The organism is Mediterraneibacter faecis (assembly GCF_055383675.1).
Genome location: NZ_AP043803.1, coordinates 1961409 through 1982822 on the forward strand (window position 1 = coordinate 1961409; position 21414 = coordinate 1982822).

Here is a 21414-nt window from a genome sequence, read left to right on the forward strand (position 1 = left end):
TAACTTTCACTTCTAAAATCCAAACATTGCATTCAGTCGTTCCAGTCTTTCTTCAAATTCCGGATAAAACTGTGCTTCTTCCTCTGCCTGATAAGGCATTTGATAAAAGTTGCGGAGAACCACAACCGTCAGTACTTTCGCGTTCTGCTCATCAAGTTCTTTCATTCCTTCTTCACAGTTCTTAAGAAATGTATGCCATCTCCACACGAAATCTTCGTATCTCTTCTGATCTGCAATTCCAAGCCACTTCTTAATCTTCACTTTACCACGTTCCTGCTTCTTACACTCATGGACCTGGATAAAATACTTGAATCCATTCTCCTCATAAATACGTCCAAGAGGGAACAAACGGCAGATTCCCGGTCTGTATCCATGAATAGAACATCTTCCACCTTTCAAGAACAGACAGGCTTCTTCCTCTCCTGCCATCTTTAAATTAGGAAGTACCATCCCGTCAACTACATTCAATTCCAGATAGTTTGCAAGCAGTGTATCAAAATTCTCTTTTTTTCCGAGTTGCAATCTCCACAGATCCATTGGATCCAATATGATGGAATTTCCCATTCCCTGGCAGCATGCAGAGCAGCCTTCACAGTCATGACAGTCCACCTTAACCATATCTCCAGAGGAATACAGACGTCCGTCTGAAATTTCATTAAGATCTACTTTGCGCTTCATTTTCTATCTATCTCCATTTTTTCTGAATTTAATCGTGTTCTATTAGTATAATACAGATGGACTGTTGGTTGCAAGAGCTGTGTTATTGTTCGCGGTTGGTCAACATAATTTACAAATGATACAAAAAAGTTGTTGATGGCACAGGAAACCACACTATCATCGCGCGCCCCTGCTCATCAACAACTTTCCATTTCACATTATAAATGATTAATCAATCTTAATCCTCGTATCCGTTTGGATTCATGCTCTGCCATCTCCAGGAATCTTCACACATCTTGTTCAGATCTCTCTCAGCTACCCAGTGAAGTTCTTTCTTTGCCTTGGAAGCATCACAGTAACATGTAGCAATGTCTCCTGCACGGCGTGGTTTGATCTGGTAAGGAATCTCTTTTCCACAAGCTTTGGAGAATGCTTTTACCATATCAAGTACGGAATATCCATTTCCTGTTCCAAGATTGTAAACAGAAACTCCTGCTTTCTCTTTCAGTTTCTCTACTGCACGGACATGTCCAACTGCAAGATCAACTACGTGGATGTAATCACGGACACCTGTTCCGTCGTGTGTATCATAATCATCTCCAAATACACCGAGGCACTCAAGTTTACCGATTGCAACCTGTGTAATGTATGGAATCAAGTTGTTCGGAATTCCCTTTGGATCTTCTCCGATCAGTCCGCTCTCATGAGCTCCGATTGGATTGAAGTAACGAAGAAGTACGACATTCCACTCCGGATCAGCTGTATGAAGATCTGTCAGAATCTGCTCCAGCATCCATTTTGTCCATCCATATGGGTTTGTGCATGTTCCCTTCGGGCACTCTTCTGTGATCGGGATAAATGCCGGGTCACCATATACTGTTGCAGAAGAACTGAAGATGATATTCTTCACGCCGTGATTTCTCATTACATCACAGAGAACCAAAGTTCCGGCAATGTTATTCTCGTAGTATTCGAGTGGTTTAACAACTGATTCACCTACTGCCTTGAGTCCTGCGAAATGAATAACTGACTCGATCTCTTCTTTCTCAAAGATCTCGTTCATTGCTTCTTTGTCGCGGATATCTGCTTTATAGAACTTCAGATCTTTTCCTGTGATCTGTTTTACTCTGTCTACAGCTTTCTCTGATGCGTTGTAAAGGTTATCTGCGATTACAACATCATATCCTGCATTCAAAAGTTCTACACATGTGTGGCTTCCGATAAATCCGGCGCCTCCTGTTACTAAAATTGCCATTTTTAAAATCCTCCTTTGAGCTTTGACTGCTCAGGCTGCTGCTCCTCACAGTAACTGTGTTCAGTAGCTTGCTTATCTTTGCTTTGTTGTCTCTGATTATAACACATCCACCACAAAAATCTTTATACGAATAGTTCCTCTTATGGTAAAAATGTTGCATGATCATTATGATTCACAAATTCTGTAACTGACAACACATAATCTAATCCCACAATTTTTGTGGATAAAGACCTTCGTCTTTCAAAGCCTGTACCGCTGCAACTACAACCGGCTTGTCCTCTTTGTATGTAACTCCATACCATTTATCTTCGGATTCAAGCACTCTTACGGTTGCTCTGCCCTCTGCCAGAAGGTCACTGACTACGGATGGCAGGAAGTACTCACATTTCATCGGATTCTCCTTAATACCTTTCTCAAGGAATGCCGGGAATCCTGCTTTGATCTCATCTAAAATACTTCTTGTGAATCCCCACATATTCATGGATACAAGAGTATCTCCGTCGATAGTTGTCCATGTCTCTCCGTCGTCTTCTAAAAAAGCGATTCCACCGTCACGTTTCTCGATCTTTGTACGCTCTGTGATTCCAACCAGCTCTTTCGCCTCATTGAGTTCACATACGCCACGAGCAACATGTCCGTTATCTGTAACTGTATTCTTCAGACGATAACCTACCATTGTATAACGGTACTTATCATCATCTTCATGTGTTGTAAGGAATTCATAGATTGTCTCAAATGCATGGCGTCCGTAATAATCGTCCGCGTTGATTACTGCAAATGGTCCATCCACCTCATCAATCGCACTTAAAACAGCATGTGCTGTTCCCCAAGGCTTTACACGTCCTTCCGGAACTTCGTAACCTTCCGGGAGATTGTTCAGATCCTGGAATACATACGCTACATCCATGATCTTCTCAATTCTCTTTCCAACAGCCTCTTTAAAATCTGCTTCATTTTCTTTCTTAATAATAAATACGACTTTCTCAAATCCTGCGCGTTTTGCATCAAAGATCGAGAAATCCATAATAATATGTCCTTCCTGATCTACCGGGTCAATCTGCTTCAGCCCGCCATATCTGCTTCCCATTCCTGCTGCCATAATGACCAGAACCGGTTTCTTCATAATGAAATCCTCCAAATATTTTTAAATATTATGTTGCCTGATGGCAATTACATTTCTATTGTATGACATATAGATAAAAAAATCTAGATGAAAATCAAAGAAATATATACACAAAAATCCATGCATTTCATCCCACTGAGATCATAAAATGCATGGATTTCCTGACTGTCAGGTTATTTTACTGATGTTATCTCACATTAAATGCGTCATTTCCCGGATATACTGCGCTTGTTCCAAGTTCTTCCTCGATGCGGAGTAACTGATTATATTTCGCTACACGCTCCGAACGGCTCGGCGCTCCGGTCTTGATCTGGCAGGTATTCAGCGCTACTGCAAGATCTGCAATCGTTGTGTCCTCTGTCTCACCGGAACGGTGGGAAGAAATTGCTGTGTAACCTGCTTTGTGTGCCATCTTGATTGCTTCAAGAGTCTCAGATACAGATCCAATCTGATTCAGTTTGATCAGAATAGAATTTCCGCATCCAAGCTTAATTCCTTTCGCCAGTCTCTCTGTGTTTGTGACAAAAAGATCATCTCCAACCAGCTGAACTTTATCTCCCAGCTCTGCTGTCAGCTTTTTCCAGCCTTCCCAGTCTTCCTCATCAAGTGCATCTTCGATTGAGATGATCGGATATTTCTCTACCAGTTTCTTCCAGTGGTCAATGAGCTGTTCTGAAGTATAGACTGTTCCTGCCTTTGGAAGTTTATACTCTCCAACCGTTCCTGTCTTCCATTCTGAGGATGCCGCATCCATTGCGATCTTGAAGTCTTTTCCAGGCTCATATCCGGCCTTCTTCACAGCCTCAAGAATTGTCTCGATCGCTTCTTCGTCTGATTTCAGTGCCGGGGCAAATCCACCCTCATCACCTACAGATGTTGCAAGTCCTCTGTCTTTCAAGATTCCTGCAAGTGCATGGAATACCTCTGTACACCAGCGGATGCATTCTCTAAAAGACGGCGCTCCAACCGGCATGATCATGAACTCCTGCACATCCAGTCCGGAAGAAAGTGCATGACACCCGCCATTTACAATGTTCATCATTGGAACAGGAAGTCTGTTTCCATTCACTCCTCCAAGAAAACGGTACAACGGAATCTCAAGTGCATCTGCTGCCGCTCTTGCACATGCGATTGAAACCGCAAGAATTGCATTTGCGCCAAGATTCGATTTATCTTTTGTTCCATCTGCCTGGATCATAGCCTGATCAATTGCATAAGTGTCGCCTGCATCCATTCCAACTAACGCACTGTTGATCGTTGTATTAATATTTTCTACCGCACGGGAAACACCTTTTCCACCGAATCTTGACTTGTCTCCATCACGAAGTTCAAGTGCCTCAAATTCTCCGGTAGAAGCACCACTTGGAGCCGCACCTCTTGCTACAGTTCCATCTACAAGATGCACTTCTGCCTCAACCGTTGGATTTCCGCGTGAGTCGATAATTTCTCTTCCAATTACTTTTTCAATTTCCAGATAATTCATAGTTGTCCATCCTTTCTGAGGACTCCCTCGCCTGTGTTCAGGTATTACAGACAAAGGAGTATACATGATTTATTCACACAGTTAGTTTTCTCTAACCATATGTATTCTATCAAGTTTCTTTGCAAAACGCAATATTTCTACATGATAATGATTCTCATTTTATAGGCTTCTACATATTATCTGCACTTGCTATTATTTATATTCTTACTTTTTTATAAATACTCCCTCAGCTTCTCAACCTTCCCCATATCTGTCGCCCAGCTCGTAGCAAATCTGACTACCGTATGTTTCTCATCCGTCTTCTCCCAGAAGCTGACCCTGACATTCTTCTCAAGTTCTTTCAGCTTCTCATCTTCCATCTCAACAAAGATCTGGTTCGTCGGAGAATCAATATAGAAGTCATATCCTTTTTCTTTCAGGATTTCCTTCAGTCTCGCAGCTGTTTCGATTGCATTCTTACTGATTTTCATATACAGATCATCTGTAAATAACGTATCAAACTGAACACCAAGGAACCATCCTTTGGCAAGCAGTGCTCCGTGCTGTTTGATCAGTGTCACAAAATGTCTCGGTGCATTTTCTTTTGTAAATACAACTGCCTCTCCGCAAAAGGCACCTACCTTTGTTCCACCAATATAGAAAATGTCACAGTATTCTGCGATATCTTCCATTGTCACATCTGTATCTTCTACTGCAAGACCGTATCCAAGACGTGCTCCATCAAGATACAGCGGAATATGGTACTGCTGACAGATATCAGAAAGCTCTGCGAGTTCACCACGTGTATACAGTGTGCCATACTCTGTTGGGTGAGAGATGTAGACCATCCCCGGGAAAACCATGTGTTCATGATTCCCATCACTATAAAACTGATTCAAATAATCTGCCACATCTTTGGGCTGAATCTTTCCTTCCAGCTGCGGAAGGGTCAGTACTTTATGACCGGATGCTTCAATCGCACCCGCCTCGTGTGATGCAACATGACCTGTCTCAGCCGCGATAACGCCTTCATAGCTCTGGAGCACGGAATCAATTACTGTCTGATTTGTCTGTGTTCCTCCCACAAGGAAGTAAATGTCTGCCTCCGGGCATTTACATGCCTGACGGATCTTTTCCTTTGCGGATTCACAATATGAATCATTTCCGTATCCTGTAATTCCTTCTTTATTTACTTCTGCCAGTCTGCGCAGGATTTCCTCATGTGCGCCTTCTGAATAGTCATTTTCAAATGAAATCATTTCTTAGCTTTTCCTTTCTTTCTGAATGTTGCATTTTTATTTACAGTTCTTTTCTCTGGAGATTTCTTGCTCCTTGATTCATTTTTTGTTGTGATCTTCTTAGCAGTTCGTTTGTCAACGGTCTTCTTTTTTCTCACGCTGTACCCAAACGTTCCGATCTTTTTTCCAAGTCCAAGATATTCTCCATGGGAATATGCCAGAAGACCTGTCTTATTGAGTTCGAATTTGCCTTTCTCATCCATATAGGACTCGTCCACCTGAACCGCCTTCACCTCTGCAAGAAACATGTGATGGCTTCCAAGTTTCTCAATTTTTGTCACTACACATTCAATATTGACCGGTGCTTCTTCAATGACCGGTGCGTAAGTAAGCTTCTCTGCCTTTTTCGCAGTCAGATGACACTCTTTCCATTTATCCACATCCCGGCCGGAGCGCACACCACAGTAATCAGTCGCATGGGCGAGCTGTTCGGTTGTCAGATTGATCACAAACTCTCCGCTCTCTTCAATCATATGATACGAATATCTTTCCGGTCTTACGGAAATGTATACCATCGCCGGATTTGTACATACAGTTCCTGTCCATGCAACGGTAAAAATGTTCGTATTTCCTTCTTTATCTGCCGTACTTACCATAACTGCCGGAAGCGGGTAGACCATATTACCGGCTTTCCATACCTGTTTCGCCATTTCTCTTTCCTCCTGAAAACCGTCCCCTGTTACGGAGACGGTTCTGACTTTCTATTTGAAAATATCTTGGGCTTCTTACTGCTGCAGTGCTGATACAAGTGCCGGAACGAGCTGTTTCTTACGTGATACGACACCTTTGAGCATCAGTTTCTGTGCATTGTCTTCCAAATCATAAGCTCCGATAATCTTTTCTCTTGCTTCATTACCACTGCAGATCAGTTCAGAAGACTCTGCAATAATATTTGTCAGCATAAAGAAAATCATATCCAGACTGTGATTTTGTCTTGTCTTTTCCATCTCCGGAAGTACTGTTGCCTTAATCTCTTCAAGCTCTTCTTCGCTCATTGAATTCACCTGACCAACACCAAATACCGTATCATTCACTGTAAACTGTTTGAAATCAAGGAAGAGAATCTCCTCGGCTGTCTTTCCTTTGAGGTTACTTCCTGCCTTGAACATCGCTTGTGCAAGTTTCTCTATATTGATCCCGGCAATCTCTGCAAGCCTTTTCGCTGTGCTTTCATCAAGTGGTGTACAAGTTGGGGAACGGAACATCAATGTATCGGAAATAATTGCGGAACAAAGAAGTCCTGCATTCACCGGATCTATTTCGACACCATTTTCCTCATACATCTGAGATACAATTGTTGCTGTACATCCAACCGGCTGATTTCTGAAAAATACAGGTCCGATCGTCTCGATACTGCTCAACCTGTGGTGATCAATAATCTCCTGGACATCTGCCTCTTCCACTCCGTCGACTGCCTGATTCTTCTCATTATGATCGACAAGGATCACCTGTTTCTTGCTGACATTAAGAAGTCTTCGTCTGGAAACAAGACCTAAGAATTTTCCATCTTCATCTACAACCGGGAAATCACGGAAACGCTTGCGTGCCATGACTTCTTTCACATCATCTACATAATCATTCTTGCGGAATGTTACGAGGTGATCTTTCGTCATGAAAGATCTGACCGGAATACTCTGGCTGATATGCTGCGCTGCGGTAAATGTATCATGCCGTGTCCAGATAACAACAATTTCTTTTGCCTCTGCCTGACGCAGAATATCTTCTGAGATCGGATCATTCTGGCAGACTACCATACAGCTTGCATCTAGATCAACTGCACACTGCTGTGCATCAATTCGATCCCCAATGATAACAAGATCATCTTTCTCGATAAAGCTTGTCATCAACTCTTTGCTTGATGCTGCAACAGTTACTTTTCCTTTATAAAAATAACCATGTTCATTTCCTGTTACAATTTCACCTTCTACTGCCGCTGCAATATTACGGTACTGTGTTCTTGCCTTCGCTAGCATTGTGTTATCATAGACTTCCATATAAGATTTCGCAATATCACCTTTTGTGATCACACCTTCCAGCACACCGTTACGTGTGATTGGAATTGTATGAGTATTCATCTCTGACATCTTTTCCCATGCTGTACGGATTGAGAGGCTTCCTTGAATTTCCTGACTTTCTTTCAGTTCCACATTCTTTATCTGTTCTCTAAGATCAGAAAGCAATGTCGGAACTTTTACACCAAAGTGTTCCAGTACATATTGTGTCTCTTCGTTAAGCTGCCCTGCACGACGAGGCTCATACGTTTCTCCGGTGATCTTTGTCTTAAGATTTGCATAAGCAATTGCTGTACAGATAGAATCTGTATCCGGATTCTTATGACCTACAACATACACCTTTTTATTCTCAGCCATTTTTCTATCTCTCCTTCTCAAATTTATCTCTTATTTACTTTTACACTCACATCAATTTATCTCTGTATTCTGTCATCTTACATGAACAGCTTCTTCATTAAGTATTAAACCTGACAATTTACTATTCAATAAGTAGAGTAACATTTTTTTTCTATTAATCCAACCGCATTTTTCATTTTCTTCACGGATTTTGGCTCTTTTGTTGTATTTTTTCTCATACATATGTTATACTTTTGATTAACGAGAAAAAGAAAATGAGGTGCTTTTAATGAGCGAAGAAATGAAAGAATTACAGACAAATGAAGTAACAGAAACAATGGCAGACTATGAAGATCATTTCGATGATGCGAATCCATGGAACAGAGTCCAGGATTATATGGATAAGAAAACTGTTCTTCCTGTTAAAATTGAAGGTGTTGTCAACGGTGGCGTAATTGTAATGGTAGAAGGACTTCGCGGATTCGTTCCGGCTTCTAAGCTGTCCCTTTCCTATATCGAGAATCTGGAAGATTATCTTCTCAAGGATATCGAAGTACAGGTTATCGATGTTGATCAGGCGAATAACCGTCTTGTCCTTTCTGCACGTGAACTTCTGAAAGAAAAAGAGAAAGCCGCACGTGATGCACAGGTTGCAAGTCTGAAAGTTGGAACTGTTCTGAAAGGAACTGTAGAGACACTTCAGAACTATGGAGCATTTGTGAAATTAGAGAACGGCCTTTCCGGTCTGGTTCACGTATCCCAGATTTCCCAGAAGCGTGTGAAAATGCCTTCTGATGTTCTCACAGTTGGTGACGAAGTTGAAGTAAAGGTGATCGGTATCAAAGATGGTAAGATCAGCCTGAGCATGAAAGCTCTCGAAGAAGACAAAGAAAAAGCTGAAGAGAAAGCGGAAAAGGTAGTGATCCCGAAAGCGGAAGATATCGGAACAAACCTTGGGGATCTCTTTAAAAATATCCAGTTATAAGAATTGATGCTGTGATCCTGTTCAGATTGATAATCTACGTAATTGGCAGCATGATACAGAAAAATCCCTTTCAGAAGTTTATTTCTTCTGAAGGGACTTTTCTATTTTCATTGTTTCAATAACTCAGATATATTTATCTTGAATTCAGAGTAAATCCCAACAGGAATCTCTTCTTCAAATGAATACTGCATGAAATCTTCCTGGTTTCCAAATATATATACTAATATCTTTTCTTGTGCAGGATCAACGATCCAATATTCCCTTACACCGGCAGTACGATACTTGAACAACTTTGTCATATAATCCATTCGCTGACTGCCTGGCGATACTATCTCGATAATCCAATCAGGAGCTCCGCTACAGCCTCTATCATCAAGTTTATTCTGATCACAGATCACAGAAATATCTGGTTCTACATATGTTTTATCATCTTTATTTAAAAATACTGCAAATGGTGCAGGATACACTTCGCACGCTCCATGATTCTCACTGATATAACGATCAATAATGCTCGTCAATTTTGTTACAAGTTTTTGGTGCATTCGACTTGGTGGAGCCATATCATAAATAGTTCCGTCAATTAATTCTGCCCTCTCTCCTTCTGGTAAATCATAAATATCTTTTATTGTATAATTACTTTCCTTTGATAATGGCATAATATTCACCATCCTTTCGCATTCCAGTCAAGAACTGATATAGCATACAGCCTTTTGAATAGTATATCATATCTCCATGAATCTGTCATACCCTTTTAGATGGTGCTTATAACGACATTTATTCGTTACTGTTCACTCCCGTGTCAATCACTTCGCTGATTGACACGGAGGATGCGTGTTTTGACTTGAATGCATCTCGCCCCATCGCCAAAGGCGATTTAAAATGGCGAGATGCGTTGCTGGTCGCACATCGTGTGAACAGTAACAATTATTCTATTATGCACAAGCATTCTCCAAAATTTCTTCCAGCGCATTCTTACTGCTGGTGTGACAACGAATCACATCCGCATTGCATCTGCCGGCTTCTTCTACCGCACAGCGAACCATTTTATGGGATACTGTGTTTGTGAAAAGAACGATCAGATCAGGACTTCCAATCTGTTTGCTTAAGCTTGCTGACATCTGGGTGAAGATCTTCGCCTTACAATTAAACTGTTTACAGACTTTCTTATACTGACATACCATTCTGTCATGTCCTCCAATGATTACTACACTCATACTGAATTACCTCCTGAAATCTGAATCTGATTGTCTATTACTTTACCTATTTTTTTCCTGTATGTTTTATGAATTCATTTCCACATATCTTCCTCGTTTGTTAGTTGTGTCTAACCCATGTATTTACTATACTATAACGAAAACGTAATATCAATATCATTTACTGATAATGTTTCTCATTAGAATAAAGAATGTGCCTTGGCACATTCTTGCGCCTGCGGTGGTCGCTTGCGACACCTACCTTGTACGCCGCAGTGCGCATCCTGAGCGGAGCGTTTTTTATATGTTAGGAAAGAACTTTCCTAACATATAAAAAAGAACTACCGGGACAAACCTCTACAAAAGTTAATCCCGGCAGTTCTTTTTCTTGCCTTTTTTATTTTATGTTGTTTCACTCAAGATTGCTGTTCACAGTAACTACTCAAGTTCTGTTCTATTATTTTCATCCAGCAGATTCTTCATACTTCCAAGGCTTATCATCAATGTAGACGCATTGTGCAAAAGTGCAGATACTGTCGGCTGGACAATTCCTGTCACGCCAAGCAGAATCAGTCCTGAATTGATTCCGACGATATTTCTGTAATTCTTATGTATCCGCTTCATCATGGCATTTGCCAGAAGTTTCAGTGTCACAACTTCACGCAGGTCATCTGCCGCAATCGTGATATCTGCAATCTCTCTTGCAATCTCAGCGCCATCACTGATCGCAATTCCTGCATCCGCCGCCGAAAGAGCCGGTGAATCGTTGATTCCATCACCGATCATAATTACTTTTCTTCCTTCTGATTTCTCTTTCTCAACAAAATTAGCTTTGTCTTCCGGAAGAACTTCTGCATAATATTCGTCAACACCAACACGTTTCGCAATTGCCGCTGCTGTACGTTCACTGTCACCTGTCATCATAACAACTTTACGAATACCGGCTTTCTTCAAATCACGAACCATTTCCACAGCCTCTTCACGAAGCGGATCTTCTATACAGATAACTGCAACAAGTTGTTTCTCGATTGCCAGATACAGATGAGAGTATTCTGGTTTTAACGAATCGTATCTATCCTGATATTCGGATGGAATCGTACATCCTTCATCTTCGAAAATGAAATGACTGCTTCCGATCAGAACCTTTTTATCATCAATAGAGGAAGAGATTCCATGTGCCACAACATATTCTACCTTTGAGTGCATTTCTTCATGAAACAAATGTCTTTCTTTCGCTGCATCTACAACGGCCTTTGCCATAGAATGAGGAAAATGTTCTTCCAGACATGCTGCAATACGAAGCAGATCATTTTCTGAGTATTCACTGAAAGCAACAATCTCTTTCACTGTCGGCGTTGCCTTTGTCAATGTTCCTGTCTTATCGAAAACGATTGTATCTGCATCGGCCACGGCCTCTAAGAACTTACCACCCTTTACTGTGATATTGTTCTCGCCTGCCTCACGGATTGCCGAAAGTACAGTGATCGGCATCGCAAGCTTCAATGCACAGGAGAAATCTACCATCAGAACAGACAGTGTCTTCGTAATATTTCTTGTCAGAAGCCAGACTGCACCTGTCCCCAGTAATGTATATGGAACAAGTCTATCTGCAAGATGTTCTGCCTTACCTTCTACAGAAGACTTCAGTTTTTCAGAATCCTCGATCATTGTCACAATCTTCTCAAATCTCGTAGAGCCTGATACCGCTTTGACAAGAACTTCAATCTCGCCTTCTTCGAGAACTGTTCCGGCGAAAACAGACTGTCCTACACTTCTTCTTACAGGAAGTGACTCACCTGTAAGAGATGCCTGATTGACCATTCCTTCACCAGTAACTACTTCCCCATCAAACGGGATCACATTTCCCATACGGATCACAACATGGTCTCCCGGCTCAATATCGGATGATCTCACAAGAATCTCCTGTTCGTCTCTCTTCAGCCAAACTTTGTTGACATTCAGTGACATACTGCGCGCAAGATCTCCCACAGATTTTTTATGTGTCCACTCTTCAATGATCTCGCCAATTCCAAGCAGGAACATGACAGATCCAGCTGTAGCATAATCTCTACGGAATACGGAAACGCTGATTGCTGTAGCATCCAGGACAGGAACCTCTATCTTACCATGCATCAGGCAACGGATTCCGTGCCAGATATATTTCACTGATTTTACAGATGTAATCACTGCACGGACCGGCATTGGAAGGAATAACTTGCTTCCATAATGAAGAACTGTCTTCATGACCAACTTTTCCTGATAAACAGCATTCAGCTCTCTTCCAGAACCTGCGGCAACATGTTCCGGAAGAATTGCATTTTCATAAGAAAACTGCTTTAATAAATTCAAGACCTCTTCCTTATCTCCAACATAACAGATCACAGCATCTGCGGTGCGTTCATATACTTTTACATCTGTTACATTCTTCTGATTGGAGAGAAACCAGGATAGAGTATCCGCCTCCGTATATGTCATCCTTTTCTGGACGACATGGATACGAAGGCGGCCATTGATCTCATGCTTTACAATGAATTTCATAGAGAATTAAACTTCTTCCTCTTTGAAATCCTGCGCACCTGTATTCTCTTCCTGAGTTTCTGTCTCTTCTGCTTCTTCTGCTTCTTCTGCTTCGTAGACAGCCTCAGCCTCTTTTGCTGCACGTGACTCATTGATCTGCTGAGCCTCTGCAAGGATATCCTCTGCATTCTCCTGAACAGTTGTTGCTGTCTTCATCACACAGTCTTTTGCTCTTAAAACTGCTGCTGTACAGTTTGTGTAAACTTTCTTTGCATCATCACTCGCAAGAATTTTCACTCCCGCTGTTCCGAAAAGAACACCTCCTGCAAAGATTCCTGCTTTTTTCAATTTAAATATATCCCACATTGTATAAAACCTCCTAAATTTTTTATACATCATATCAACCCAGTATACAGATAGTCAATTCTAACTGCATTTATCGATAAATTTTATCGTTTATTCTCCGGTAATTTAATCGATGTTACTTTTTGGTCTTTTACATAACCGCAATGTTTTAATCCTTCGCGAACCACCTTATTCCATCCTGTTTCTGTGAGTTTAAAAATCGTATCATCATCCAACATGATAATACAGCCTCCCTCTTCCGGGCAATCCTGCGCACAATCAACTTTATACATATTTTTTCTGTTGATTGCTCCGATTTCTTCTAATGCATTGATCATTCTGTAAACAGTTGCCACACCGATCTTTTCATCTGCCTGGGATGCCTTATAAAAGATTTCTTTACAGCTTGAGCATTCATTTTCTAAAATAATATCAATCAACATCTTACGCTGTTTTGTGATCCGGCATCCGTTTTCTTTTAATTTTTCAATAATTTGCTCTTTCTTACTCACGGTACACCTCCTGCTTTCTGGTCTTCGCTGTATCAGTTACTTCGCCATCTCACAGAGAGTTTCGCTCTCATGAGATAGAGGTGACCTCATAACCTGCATTTTTTACTGCATTTTTTAAATCTGCCAGATCAATTTCTCTGTCATAGGAAACTTCTGCACTATTTTCCTTCAAACTCACCTTTGCAGTAACACCATCCAATCCATTCAATGCATTCGTTACGGTATTTGCACAATGCTCGCAGTGCATTCCTGAAATCTTCAACGTCTTTCTGCCAATCACCGGACCGTCTAAAAACTTTGTTTTTGCTTTCTTGCTACTTCCTGAACCGCCTCCGCAACAAGGACCTTCTCCTTTAAAATGTTTGATTGATCCTTTCAGAGCCAACCCAAGCAAGATGATTACAATTAATATAATGATAATATCTGCCATTTTGTGATCCCTCTTTTAGTCTTCTTTCTCTTCTCTGTTTTCTCGCCATTTCTTGATCCACAGATAAATCTGATAGATGGATACACCAACAAGGTAAATCAAAAGAAATGCACCAAATGCGTAAAACATAGAACCTGTTGAATTTCCCATTCTAATCACCTTTTACTTTTTCTTTGTATATTGAGATTTTCCAGCTGCCGCACTGCATCCGCCGCAGCTTCCACAATTGCCGCTGCATCCGGCGCATCCGACATGTTTCCCTTCTTTATGGTTCTTATATCCTTTATAAATGAGAAAAATACAATATCCGATAATTAAAGTTATTATTACAATATTTGCTATCATTGTCATCAACACCTCTTTTTTCTCTTATTATAACAGAGAGCCGGATACATTTCCTGCATCCAGCTCTATTTTTCAAGAACGCTTTCACGTTCTTGTTTCTCTCATATTACGCTGCCTGCACAGAACGTTTTGAGTATACTTTCTGATCTTTGTACGGATCTGGTCTGAAGAGCATGAACAGAAGGAAGATCAATAAGATAAATCCTACTGCTGTACCTACGCCAAATGCTCCGCCTGTTACGAAAGATCCTACCTGGTATACGATCAGGCAAACAACATAAGCAAATACATTCTGGAACAGGATTGCAAACCAGAACCATTTTCTGGACTGCATCTGCTGTGCCATTGTCGCGATTGCTGCAAGACAAGGTGAGTCAAGCAGGTTGAACAGAAGGAATGTAAATGCTGCAATTGTTGACGGGAACCAGGAAGCAACTCCCTGCGCTACTGTCACTGCGTCTTCTGTATCTCCGGACACATTTGCAAGAACTCCCATTGTAGAAACGATTGCTTCTTTCGCTGTAAATCCTGAGATAGATGCTGCTACAGGCTGCCACTCACCAAATCCAAGTGGTGCGAACAGTGGAGCGATCACTCCGCCGATTGCTGCCATTAAGCTGTCTGCGCTGTCTTCTACAAGTCCGAATCCATCTGCTGTAAATCCGAATCCTCCAAGGAACCACATTACTACGCATGCAAGGAACAGGATTGTTCCGGCTTTGATGATGAATCCTTTCAGTCTCTCCCAAACATGAAGGAGAACTGTCTTAGCCTGTGGAATATGGTACTGTGGAAGCTCCATTACGAACGGAGCCGGTTTTCCTGAGAAAGGTTTTGTCTTCTTCAGGATGATTGCAGAAACAAGTACTGCAACGATTCCTACAAAGTACATCAGTGGTGCAATGAAGGAGCTCTCCTGATATCCTGCTACTTCACCGGCAATAACTCCACCCATCATAGCGATAACCGGAAGTTTTGCTCCACATGGAATAAATGTTGCTGTCATGATTGTAAGACGTCTGTCGTTGTCCTGCTCAATTGTCTTGGAAGCCATGATTCCAGGGATTCCACATCCTGAAGAAATCAGAAGAGGAATAAAGCTCTTGCCTGAAAGTCCGAAATGTCTGAACACACGGTCCATGACGAATGCAATACGTACCATGTATCCACAGTCTTCAAGAATAGACAGGAAGAGGAACAGAATCGCCATCTGTGGAACGAATCCAAGTACTGCTCCAAGTCCGCCGATGATACCATCCACTACAAGTCCGTTAATCAGGTCACTTGCTCCGATATTCGTAAGGAATCCTCCGACTGCATTCTGGATTGCTCCAACGAATGTATCATTTGTCCAGTCTGTTACAAATGTACCTACTGTTGTGACAGATATGTAATATACAAGCCACATAACTGCGATAAAAATCGGAATACCAAGGATTCGGTTTGTAACGATACGGTCAATCTTATCCGATGTTGTCAGTTTTTCTTTTGCTTTTTTAACAGTAGTTCCGACAATCTTCTGGATAAACTGATAACGTCCGTCAGTTACAATACTTTCCATATCGTCATCATGTTTCTTTTCCAGTTTTGTTCTTTCATCTTCAACAACTGCTTTTGCTGCACCTGAGAGCTTTATCTGATCTACAACTTTGCTGTCATTTTCAAGGAACTTTACAGCGTACCATCTTTTTTTATCTTCTGTAATTGTATCAGGAAGGATTTCCTTTACGCTTTCTACAGCAGCTTCTATATCTTTTGCAAAGATCTCACTAGGAAGTTTTACTTCCTTCTGCTTTGCAACTTTGATTGCTTCATCGATCAGTTCATCCAAACCTTTCTGCTTCAATGCTGAAATCTCAACAATTGGGCATCCGATCAGCATGGAAAGACGTTTGACATCAATCTTAATACCTCTCTTAGCGAGAAGATCGCACATGTTCAATGCGATTACAACCGGTACCCCTGTCTCAACAAGCTGTGTTGTAAGATACAGGTTACGTTCAATGTTTGTTGCATCAACAAGGTCAACGATTACATCCGGATTCTCATTCAGAACATAATCACGGCTGACAACCTCCTCAAGTGTATATGGAGAAAGGGAATAGATTCCCGGAAGGTCAGTTACTGTAACATCTTCCTTTTTATACTTCTTGTTCTTGATCTTACCTTCTTTTTTTTCTACCGTTACGCCCGGCCAGTTACCAACATACTGGTTTGCTCCTGTAAGAGCATTAAACAGTGTTGTCTTACCACAGTTCGGGTTTCCTGCAAGTGCAATTGTGATTGCCATTACTCTCTTTACCTCCTTAAGTTATATCAATCAGGCTATTCTGCATATAAGGTTTTATTTAACTTCTACACACTGTGCATCCGCTTTTCTGACAGTAAGTTCGTATCCACGGACTGTAATTTCAACCGGATCACCAAGTGGTGCAACTTTTCTGATAAAAAGTTCACTTCCTTTTGTGATCCCCATATCCATAATACGGCGTTTGTAAGCACTGTCTCCATCGATTTTTGTAACTACAACAGTAGTTCCTACTTTTGCATCACCCAAAGTCATAACACATACTCCTTCCTTTCTTTACTTTACTTATCACTTTTTCGGCGTCTCAATCAGATCATAATATGGCGCGCCATATCAGCATTTACTGCTACTCTCGAATCTTTAATATTAACAATAACGTTACCGCCAATTGCAGATAGCACGATCACTTCTGCTCCGGGCACAAATCCAAGATTTGCAAGAAAACGCTTCGTCTCATCATTTCCGCTTACTCTCTTAATTGTATTGGCTTCGCCAATGTTGGCCATTGTAAGTGGCATAATCTCACGCTTCTTTCTAAAATGATATTGGAATCCATTTCCATTTGATATAGATTATTAAAAACAGTTGAGATTGATAATTTTTTTCATTTTCTCTTCTGTTCGTAAGTTAGTATATGCTAATTCTCATTAGTTGTCAATGACTAATTTGCAGTTTTTCTAATTTTTTCTGTTCAACGCCAATGTTGAATTTGTCTGGCAAATTGTTTGCTGTCAGGAATAAATTATGATATACTAAGAAAAGACATGAAAATTCACTGTGAATAGTGATACGAATAAATTCTAATTTATATAGAGGAGGCCATTACCTATGCATGTAAATGAATCATCTGAAAATTATCTGGAGACAATCCTCATGTTAAGCAAGAAGCTTCCTGTCGTACGTGCCGTCGACATTGCAACAGAGCTTAACTTTAAGAAATCAAGTGTCAGTGTAGCAATGAAAAAACTCAGAGAAAGCGAACATATTATTGTATCTCGTGAGGGCTATATTACATTGACAGAATCTGGACAGGCAATTGCTGACATGATATATGAGCGTCACACGCTTCTCTCTTCCTGGCTTGAGAGACTCGGTGTTGACCCACAGATTGCCGCTGATGATGCTTGTCGTATGGAGCATGTAATCAGCGAGGAAAGTTTCAACGCAATTAAAAAACATATTGTTTCTCATTCTTAAAACGAAAAAGCACCTTCAGAAGAGTGATATCTCTTCTGTTAGTGCTTTTTTCTTACTTTTACTTATCGTTATAATGATACCTACATGGTAAATACACAAACGGAGTTGGTGGGATTCGAACCCACGTGCCCCGGAGGGCTAACGCATTTCGAGTGCGCCCCGTTATGACCACTTCGATACAACTCCATATGATATTTTTGTCTTAACAGACATCTTTTTAATTATATCATTTCTTCTTGAAAAATCAAGTGATAATTCCCCTTAAAAATTTGTTAAGTCACTCATAAATTTTGTCATTACAAATATAATAAATACGTATATAATAGATATGATATCAAGAACAGGCTCTTCCTTCTTATCTACATTACTTTTTAAGGGGGACTCTCATGAACCACAATACACTCGTAATTGAAATCAAATCTACACTTGATAAACTTATTGCTGCCAGAACTAGTCTTGGTTATGATTACATTGTGTATGGATTACTCTTGATAAACGAGGATCAGACTCGTGTATCCAATATTACCAAAGCTTTGTACATCGATATTGCTGCCCATTATGAGACAAGCTGGTCTTGTGTAGAAAAAAACATCCGCAACACGGTCAATGCAATCTGGACTTCGGAAAATAAAACTATTCTTGAAATGATTTTCAACAGAACCTATATGGACAGAAAACCAACGAATAAAGAATTTTTTGAATATTTATACGATTTTATTTTCTTATCACAAGAAACCGTCCCGACCCAATCAGAAGAAAATGTATCTTCCATCCTCTGCCCTGTCTGTAACAATAAATGTCAGGTACTCGAAAGCATGCTTTCTTTTGTGGCAAAACGACTTCAACCTGAACCTGACTGCACGCATGTATAAGATATAATAATCAATCCGTTTTTCAAAAAGGACCTCCCTTCAATCATGGGAAGCCCTTTTTATATCTGAAATAATTATAACTTTTCTCTTTCTTCCATAATCCAGTCCATCACTCTCTCAATTCCTTTTCCCGTCTTCGCGCTGACTGGAAAAACAACTGCATTTGGATTTAATTTCAGAATCCGTTGTTTCGCAACTTCGAAGTCAAAATCAAAATACTCCAGAGTATCTATTTTATTGATCAATACCAGATCACTTACCTGAAACATCAACGGATATTTCAGTGGTTTGTCATCTCCTTCCGGCACACTAAGAAGCATCACGTTCTTATGAGCACCTGTGTCAAACTCTGCCGGGCACACCAGATTCCCTATATTTTCAAGAATTAACAGATCAAGATTCTCTGTATCATACTCAAGCAATGCACGGGATACCATATCTGCATCAATATGGCACAATCCACAGTTATGGATCTGAATAGATTCTACCCCTGTCAGATCTGCGACTCTCTGTGCATCTAAACTTGTCTCAATATCTACATCCATCTCACCGATTCTCAGCTGATCTTTCATTCTGTTGATCATTGCGCTTAGCAGTGTAGTTTTTCCACTCCCTGGTCCGGACATAACATTTAAAAATAGTGTTCCCTGCGCACTCATTTTCTCGCGGATTGCCTTTGAAGTAGCATCATTATCTGCAAACACGCTTTCTTTAATCTCAATCACTCTGACATTTCCCATGTTTTTATTCCCTTTCTTCAACATCTTATGCATTCACTTCCTGTATCTTTTCCAACAGATAATCAGCCAGTTCCTTCACACCCTCTCCTGTCTTTGCAGAGATGTAAAAAATCTTAATCTGTGGATTCAATCTTCTTGCACATGCTTCAACATAGTCTTTTCGGAAATCAAAAACAGGTAATGCATCGATTTTGTTTATCACTAACACGTCAGATACTTCATACATCAGCGGATATTTCGCCGGTTTGTCATCTCCTTCCGGAACAGAAAGAATCGTCAGATTAAAGTTTGCACCTGTATCAAACTCAGCCGGACAAACAAGATTCCCTATATTCTCAAGTACAACAAAGTCCAGATCATCTCTTTCAAACGCTCTGATTCCCTGTCGTGTCATATCTGCATCCAGATGACACATCCCACCGGTATGCAGCTGAATCGATGGAATTCCAGCATCGATCAGTGTATTCGCATCCACGTCAGAATCAATATCTGCTTCCATCACGCCCCATTTGATTTTTCCTTCAAAATGAGGTTTCAATGCCAGAAGTGTACTTGTCTTTCCACTTCCCGGACTGGACATCAGATTCATCAGACATGTCTTCTGTGCCTTTAATTCCTGGCGCAGTACCTGTGCATCTGCATTGTTGTCTTCAAGAATTGTCTCTTTTAATTCTATTACTTTTGCTTTTTCCATGCGTTCTCCCCCTGGTGTCGGACACCATTTTGTTTTTTTGCTTTTATCTCCAACTACAATACCTGCGGATTGTTTCATATAAAGTCATTATATGTTACTGTTCACTCCCGTGTCAATCGCTCCGCTGATTGACACGGAGGATGCATGTTTTGGCTTGAATGCATCTCGCCCCATCGCCAAAGGCGATTTAAAATGGCGAGATGCATTGCTGGTCGCACATCGTGTGAACAGTAACCATTATATCAAATAGGCACAATTTTGTATATTTTTTATAATGCCTTTCTTACATCTCTGTGATATAATTTTGTTAGATATAACTAACAATAACTATTCTTTTCTAATATGTGTGAGCTTTATCTATCTTTCTTGAAGTCAGAGTATTCCTAACTAAGATAAACTCCATTCTCACACAGAACAGGGGGCGAACTATGTTTTTATCCTTAACCAATATCAAAAAATCCTTTGGACAAGGCGACAGTCGTGTAGAAGTCTTAAAAGGCATTGATCTATCGATTGAAAAAGGAGAATTCTGTGTTCTTCTTGGACCTTCCGGCTCGGGAAAATCCACTTTGCTGAATATCATCGGAGGTATTGACCGTGCAGACAGCGGGCAGATCACAATTGAAGGCGAACTGATGGAAAAAATGACTGCAAAACGCTTGAGTCAATACCGAAGGAAGCATCTCGGATATGTTTTCCAGATGTATAATCTGATTCCGAATCTTACCGTGCGCGAGAATATTGAAGTCGGTGCTTACTTAAGTGATCACGCGTTAGATGTAGATGAACTTCTTGATACCCTTGGTCTTTCTGCACATCAGAAAAAACTGCCGAATCAGCTCTCCGGAGGTCAGCAGCAACGTACTGCAATTGGGCGGGCGATTGTTAAAAATCCTGATATTCTGCTTTGTGATGAGCCAACCGGCGCGCTTGATTATAAAACGTCGAAAGAAATACTGAAGCTGATTGAAACAGTCAATCAAAAATACGGCAATACAGTTGTAATGGTAACGCACAACGATGCGATCAAAGATATGGCAGACCGCGTTGTCCGGATTCGTGACGGTATGATACGAAAAAATTATCTGAACGATCATAAGGTCAGTGCGCAGGAACTCGACTGGTAAAGGAGG

24 protein-coding genes and 1 tRNA gene are annotated in these 21414 nt (G+C 40.8%); 4 read left to right on the forward strand and 21 right to left on the reverse strand.

The window, feature by feature from the left end; translation table 11 throughout:
• Window positions 1-12 precede the first annotated feature (12 nt).
• From ACZ47Z_RS09265 to ACZ47Z_RS09295, 7 genes are all read right to left on the reverse strand, one after another.
• On the reverse strand, window positions 13-678 hold the full coding sequence (locus ACZ47Z_RS09265; RefSeq protein ID WP_117915538.1) for a YkgJ family cysteine cluster protein: 666 nt from the start codon (window positions 676-678) through the stop codon (window positions 13-15).
• A gap of 217 nt (window positions 679-895) precedes the next feature.
• Window positions 896-1912, reverse strand: coding sequence for a UDP-glucose 4-epimerase GalE (gene galE, locus ACZ47Z_RS09270; RefSeq protein ID WP_054753996.1), 1017 nt, complete (start codon window positions 1910-1912; stop codon window positions 896-898).
• A gap of 202 nt (window positions 1913-2114) precedes the next feature.
• The gene (locus tag ACZ47Z_RS09275) at window positions 2115-3035 is read right to left on the reverse strand and encodes a nucleotidyltransferase family protein (RefSeq protein ID WP_464525506.1); all 921 of its coding nucleotides are present in this window, start codon (window positions 3033-3035) and stop codon (window positions 2115-2117) included.
• A 187-nt stretch (window positions 3036-3222) separates the two neighbouring features.
• A complete protein-coding gene (eno, locus tag ACZ47Z_RS09280) occupies window positions 3223-4518 on the reverse strand; it encodes a phosphopyruvate hydratase (protein ID WP_464525507.1) in 1296 nt (431 codons plus the stop codon).
• A gap of 212 nt (window positions 4519-4730) precedes the next feature.
• Entirely contained in the window at window positions 4731-5756 is a 1026-nt protein-coding gene (locus ACZ47Z_RS09285) for a threonine aldolase family protein (protein ID WP_412291782.1), read from the reverse strand.
• Complete coding sequence (locus tag ACZ47Z_RS09290) at window positions 5753-6445, reverse strand: flavin reductase family protein (RefSeq protein WP_054753988.1); 693 nt, start codon at window positions 6443-6445, stop codon at window positions 5753-5755. Before ACZ47Z_RS09290 ends, ACZ47Z_RS09285 begins: the two co-directional genes overlap by 4 nt.
• Before the next feature lie 75 nt (window positions 6446-6520).
• Window positions 6521-8164 carry a putative manganese-dependent inorganic diphosphatase gene (locus tag ACZ47Z_RS09295; RefSeq protein ID WP_270376646.1) on the reverse strand — a complete coding sequence of 548 codons (1644 nt, stop codon included), beginning with the start codon at window positions 8162-8164 and terminating at the stop codon, window positions 6521-6523.
• A 268-nt stretch (window positions 8165-8432) separates the two neighbouring features.
• Here ACZ47Z_RS09295 and ACZ47Z_RS09300 point away from each other — a divergent pair, with 268 nt between their 5' ends.
• A complete protein-coding gene (locus tag ACZ47Z_RS09300; RefSeq protein WP_054753985.1) occupies window positions 8433-9128 on the forward strand; it encodes a S1 RNA-binding domain-containing protein in 696 nt (231 codons plus the stop codon).
• A gap of 107 nt (window positions 9129-9235) precedes the next feature.
• Here the strand turns inward: ACZ47Z_RS09300 and ACZ47Z_RS09305 are convergent, their stop codons facing one another.
• From ACZ47Z_RS09305 to ACZ47Z_RS09355, 11 genes are all read right to left on the reverse strand, one after another.
• Window positions 9236-9784 (reverse strand): Uma2 family endonuclease, encoded by a 549-nt coding sequence (locus ACZ47Z_RS09305; RefSeq protein WP_054753983.1) that lies wholly within the window; start codon window positions 9782-9784, stop codon window positions 9236-9238.
• A gap of 276 nt (window positions 9785-10060) precedes the next feature.
• The gene (locus tag ACZ47Z_RS09310) at window positions 10061-10342 is read right to left on the reverse strand and encodes a DUF2325 domain-containing protein (RefSeq protein ID WP_015529719.1); all 282 of its coding nucleotides are present in this window, start codon (window positions 10340-10342) and stop codon (window positions 10061-10063) included.
• Between the two features lie 417 nt (window positions 10343-10759).
• Complete coding sequence (locus ACZ47Z_RS09315; RefSeq protein WP_464525508.1) at window positions 10760-12859, reverse strand: heavy metal translocating P-type ATPase; 2100 nt, start codon at window positions 12857-12859, stop codon at window positions 10760-10762.
• A 6-nt stretch (window positions 12860-12865) separates the two neighbouring features.
• Complete coding sequence (locus tag ACZ47Z_RS09320; protein WP_054753976.1) at window positions 12866-13204, reverse strand: DUF6110 family protein; 339 nt, start codon at window positions 13202-13204, stop codon at window positions 12866-12868.
• Window positions 13205-13287: 83 nt separating this feature from the next.
• On the reverse strand, window positions 13288-13695 hold the full coding sequence (locus ACZ47Z_RS09325; RefSeq protein WP_054753974.1) for a Fur family transcriptional regulator: 408 nt from the start codon (window positions 13693-13695) through the stop codon (window positions 13288-13290).
• Between the two features lie 67 nt (window positions 13696-13762).
• Window positions 13763-14125 carry a heavy-metal-associated domain-containing protein gene (locus ACZ47Z_RS09330; protein ID WP_054753972.1) on the reverse strand — a complete coding sequence of 121 codons (363 nt, stop codon included), beginning with the start codon at window positions 14123-14125 and terminating at the stop codon, window positions 13763-13765.
• Between the two features lie 15 nt (window positions 14126-14140).
• Window positions 14141-14275, reverse strand: coding sequence for a hypothetical protein (locus tag ACZ47Z_RS09335; protein ID WP_015529715.1), 135 nt, complete (start codon window positions 14273-14275; stop codon window positions 14141-14143).
• 12 nt (window positions 14276-14287) lie between these two features.
• Complete coding sequence (locus ACZ47Z_RS09340) at window positions 14288-14470, reverse strand: FeoB-associated Cys-rich membrane protein (protein WP_054753981.1); 183 nt, start codon at window positions 14468-14470, stop codon at window positions 14288-14290.
• Between the two features lie 106 nt (window positions 14471-14576).
• On the reverse strand, window positions 14577-16760 hold the full coding sequence (gene feoB, locus ACZ47Z_RS09345; protein WP_226871666.1) for a ferrous iron transport protein B: 2184 nt from the start codon (window positions 16758-16760) through the stop codon (window positions 14577-14579).
• A gap of 54 nt (window positions 16761-16814) precedes the next feature.
• Complete coding sequence (locus ACZ47Z_RS09350) at window positions 16815-17033, reverse strand: FeoA family protein (RefSeq protein WP_117568902.1); 219 nt, start codon at window positions 17031-17033, stop codon at window positions 16815-16817.
• A gap of 53 nt (window positions 17034-17086) precedes the next feature.
• Window positions 17087-17296 (reverse strand): FeoA family protein, encoded by a 210-nt coding sequence (locus ACZ47Z_RS09355; RefSeq protein WP_015529711.1) that lies wholly within the window; start codon window positions 17294-17296, stop codon window positions 17087-17089.
• A gap of 310 nt (window positions 17297-17606) precedes the next feature.
• Between ACZ47Z_RS09355 and ACZ47Z_RS09360 the strand changes: the two genes are divergently transcribed.
• Complete coding sequence (locus ACZ47Z_RS09360) at window positions 17607-17975, forward strand: metal-dependent transcriptional regulator (protein WP_015529710.1); 369 nt, start codon at window positions 17607-17609, stop codon at window positions 17973-17975.
• Window positions 17976-18075: 100 nt separating this feature from the next.
• Here ACZ47Z_RS09360 and ACZ47Z_RS09365 read toward each other — a convergent pair.
• Window positions 18076-18161 (reverse strand) — tRNA-Ser (locus ACZ47Z_RS09365).
• A 200-nt stretch (window positions 18162-18361) separates the two neighbouring features.
• Between ACZ47Z_RS09365 and ACZ47Z_RS09370 the strand changes: the two genes are divergently transcribed.
• Entirely contained in the window at window positions 18362-18847 is a 486-nt protein-coding gene (locus ACZ47Z_RS09370; RefSeq protein WP_054753967.1) for a sporulation initiation factor Spo0A C-terminal domain-containing protein, read from the forward strand.
• Window positions 18848-18921: 74 nt separating this feature from the next.
• Here the strand turns inward: ACZ47Z_RS09370 and hypB (ACZ47Z_RS09375) are convergent, their stop codons facing one another.
• Complete coding sequence (gene hypB, locus ACZ47Z_RS09375; protein WP_464526052.1) at window positions 18922-19587, reverse strand: hydrogenase nickel incorporation protein HypB; 666 nt, start codon at window positions 19585-19587, stop codon at window positions 18922-18924.
• Between the two features lie 25 nt (window positions 19588-19612).
• On the reverse strand, window positions 19613-20281 hold the full coding sequence (hypB, locus tag ACZ47Z_RS09380) for a hydrogenase nickel incorporation protein HypB (RefSeq protein WP_464525509.1): 669 nt from the start codon (window positions 20279-20281) through the stop codon (window positions 19613-19615).
• Window positions 20282-20709: 428 nt separating this feature from the next.
• Here hypB (ACZ47Z_RS09380) and ACZ47Z_RS09385 point away from each other — a divergent pair, with 428 nt between their 5' ends.
• A complete protein-coding gene (locus tag ACZ47Z_RS09385) occupies window positions 20710-21408 on the forward strand; it encodes an ABC transporter ATP-binding protein (protein ID WP_054753965.1) in 699 nt (232 codons plus the stop codon).
• Window positions 21409-21414: the final 6 nt, after the last annotated feature.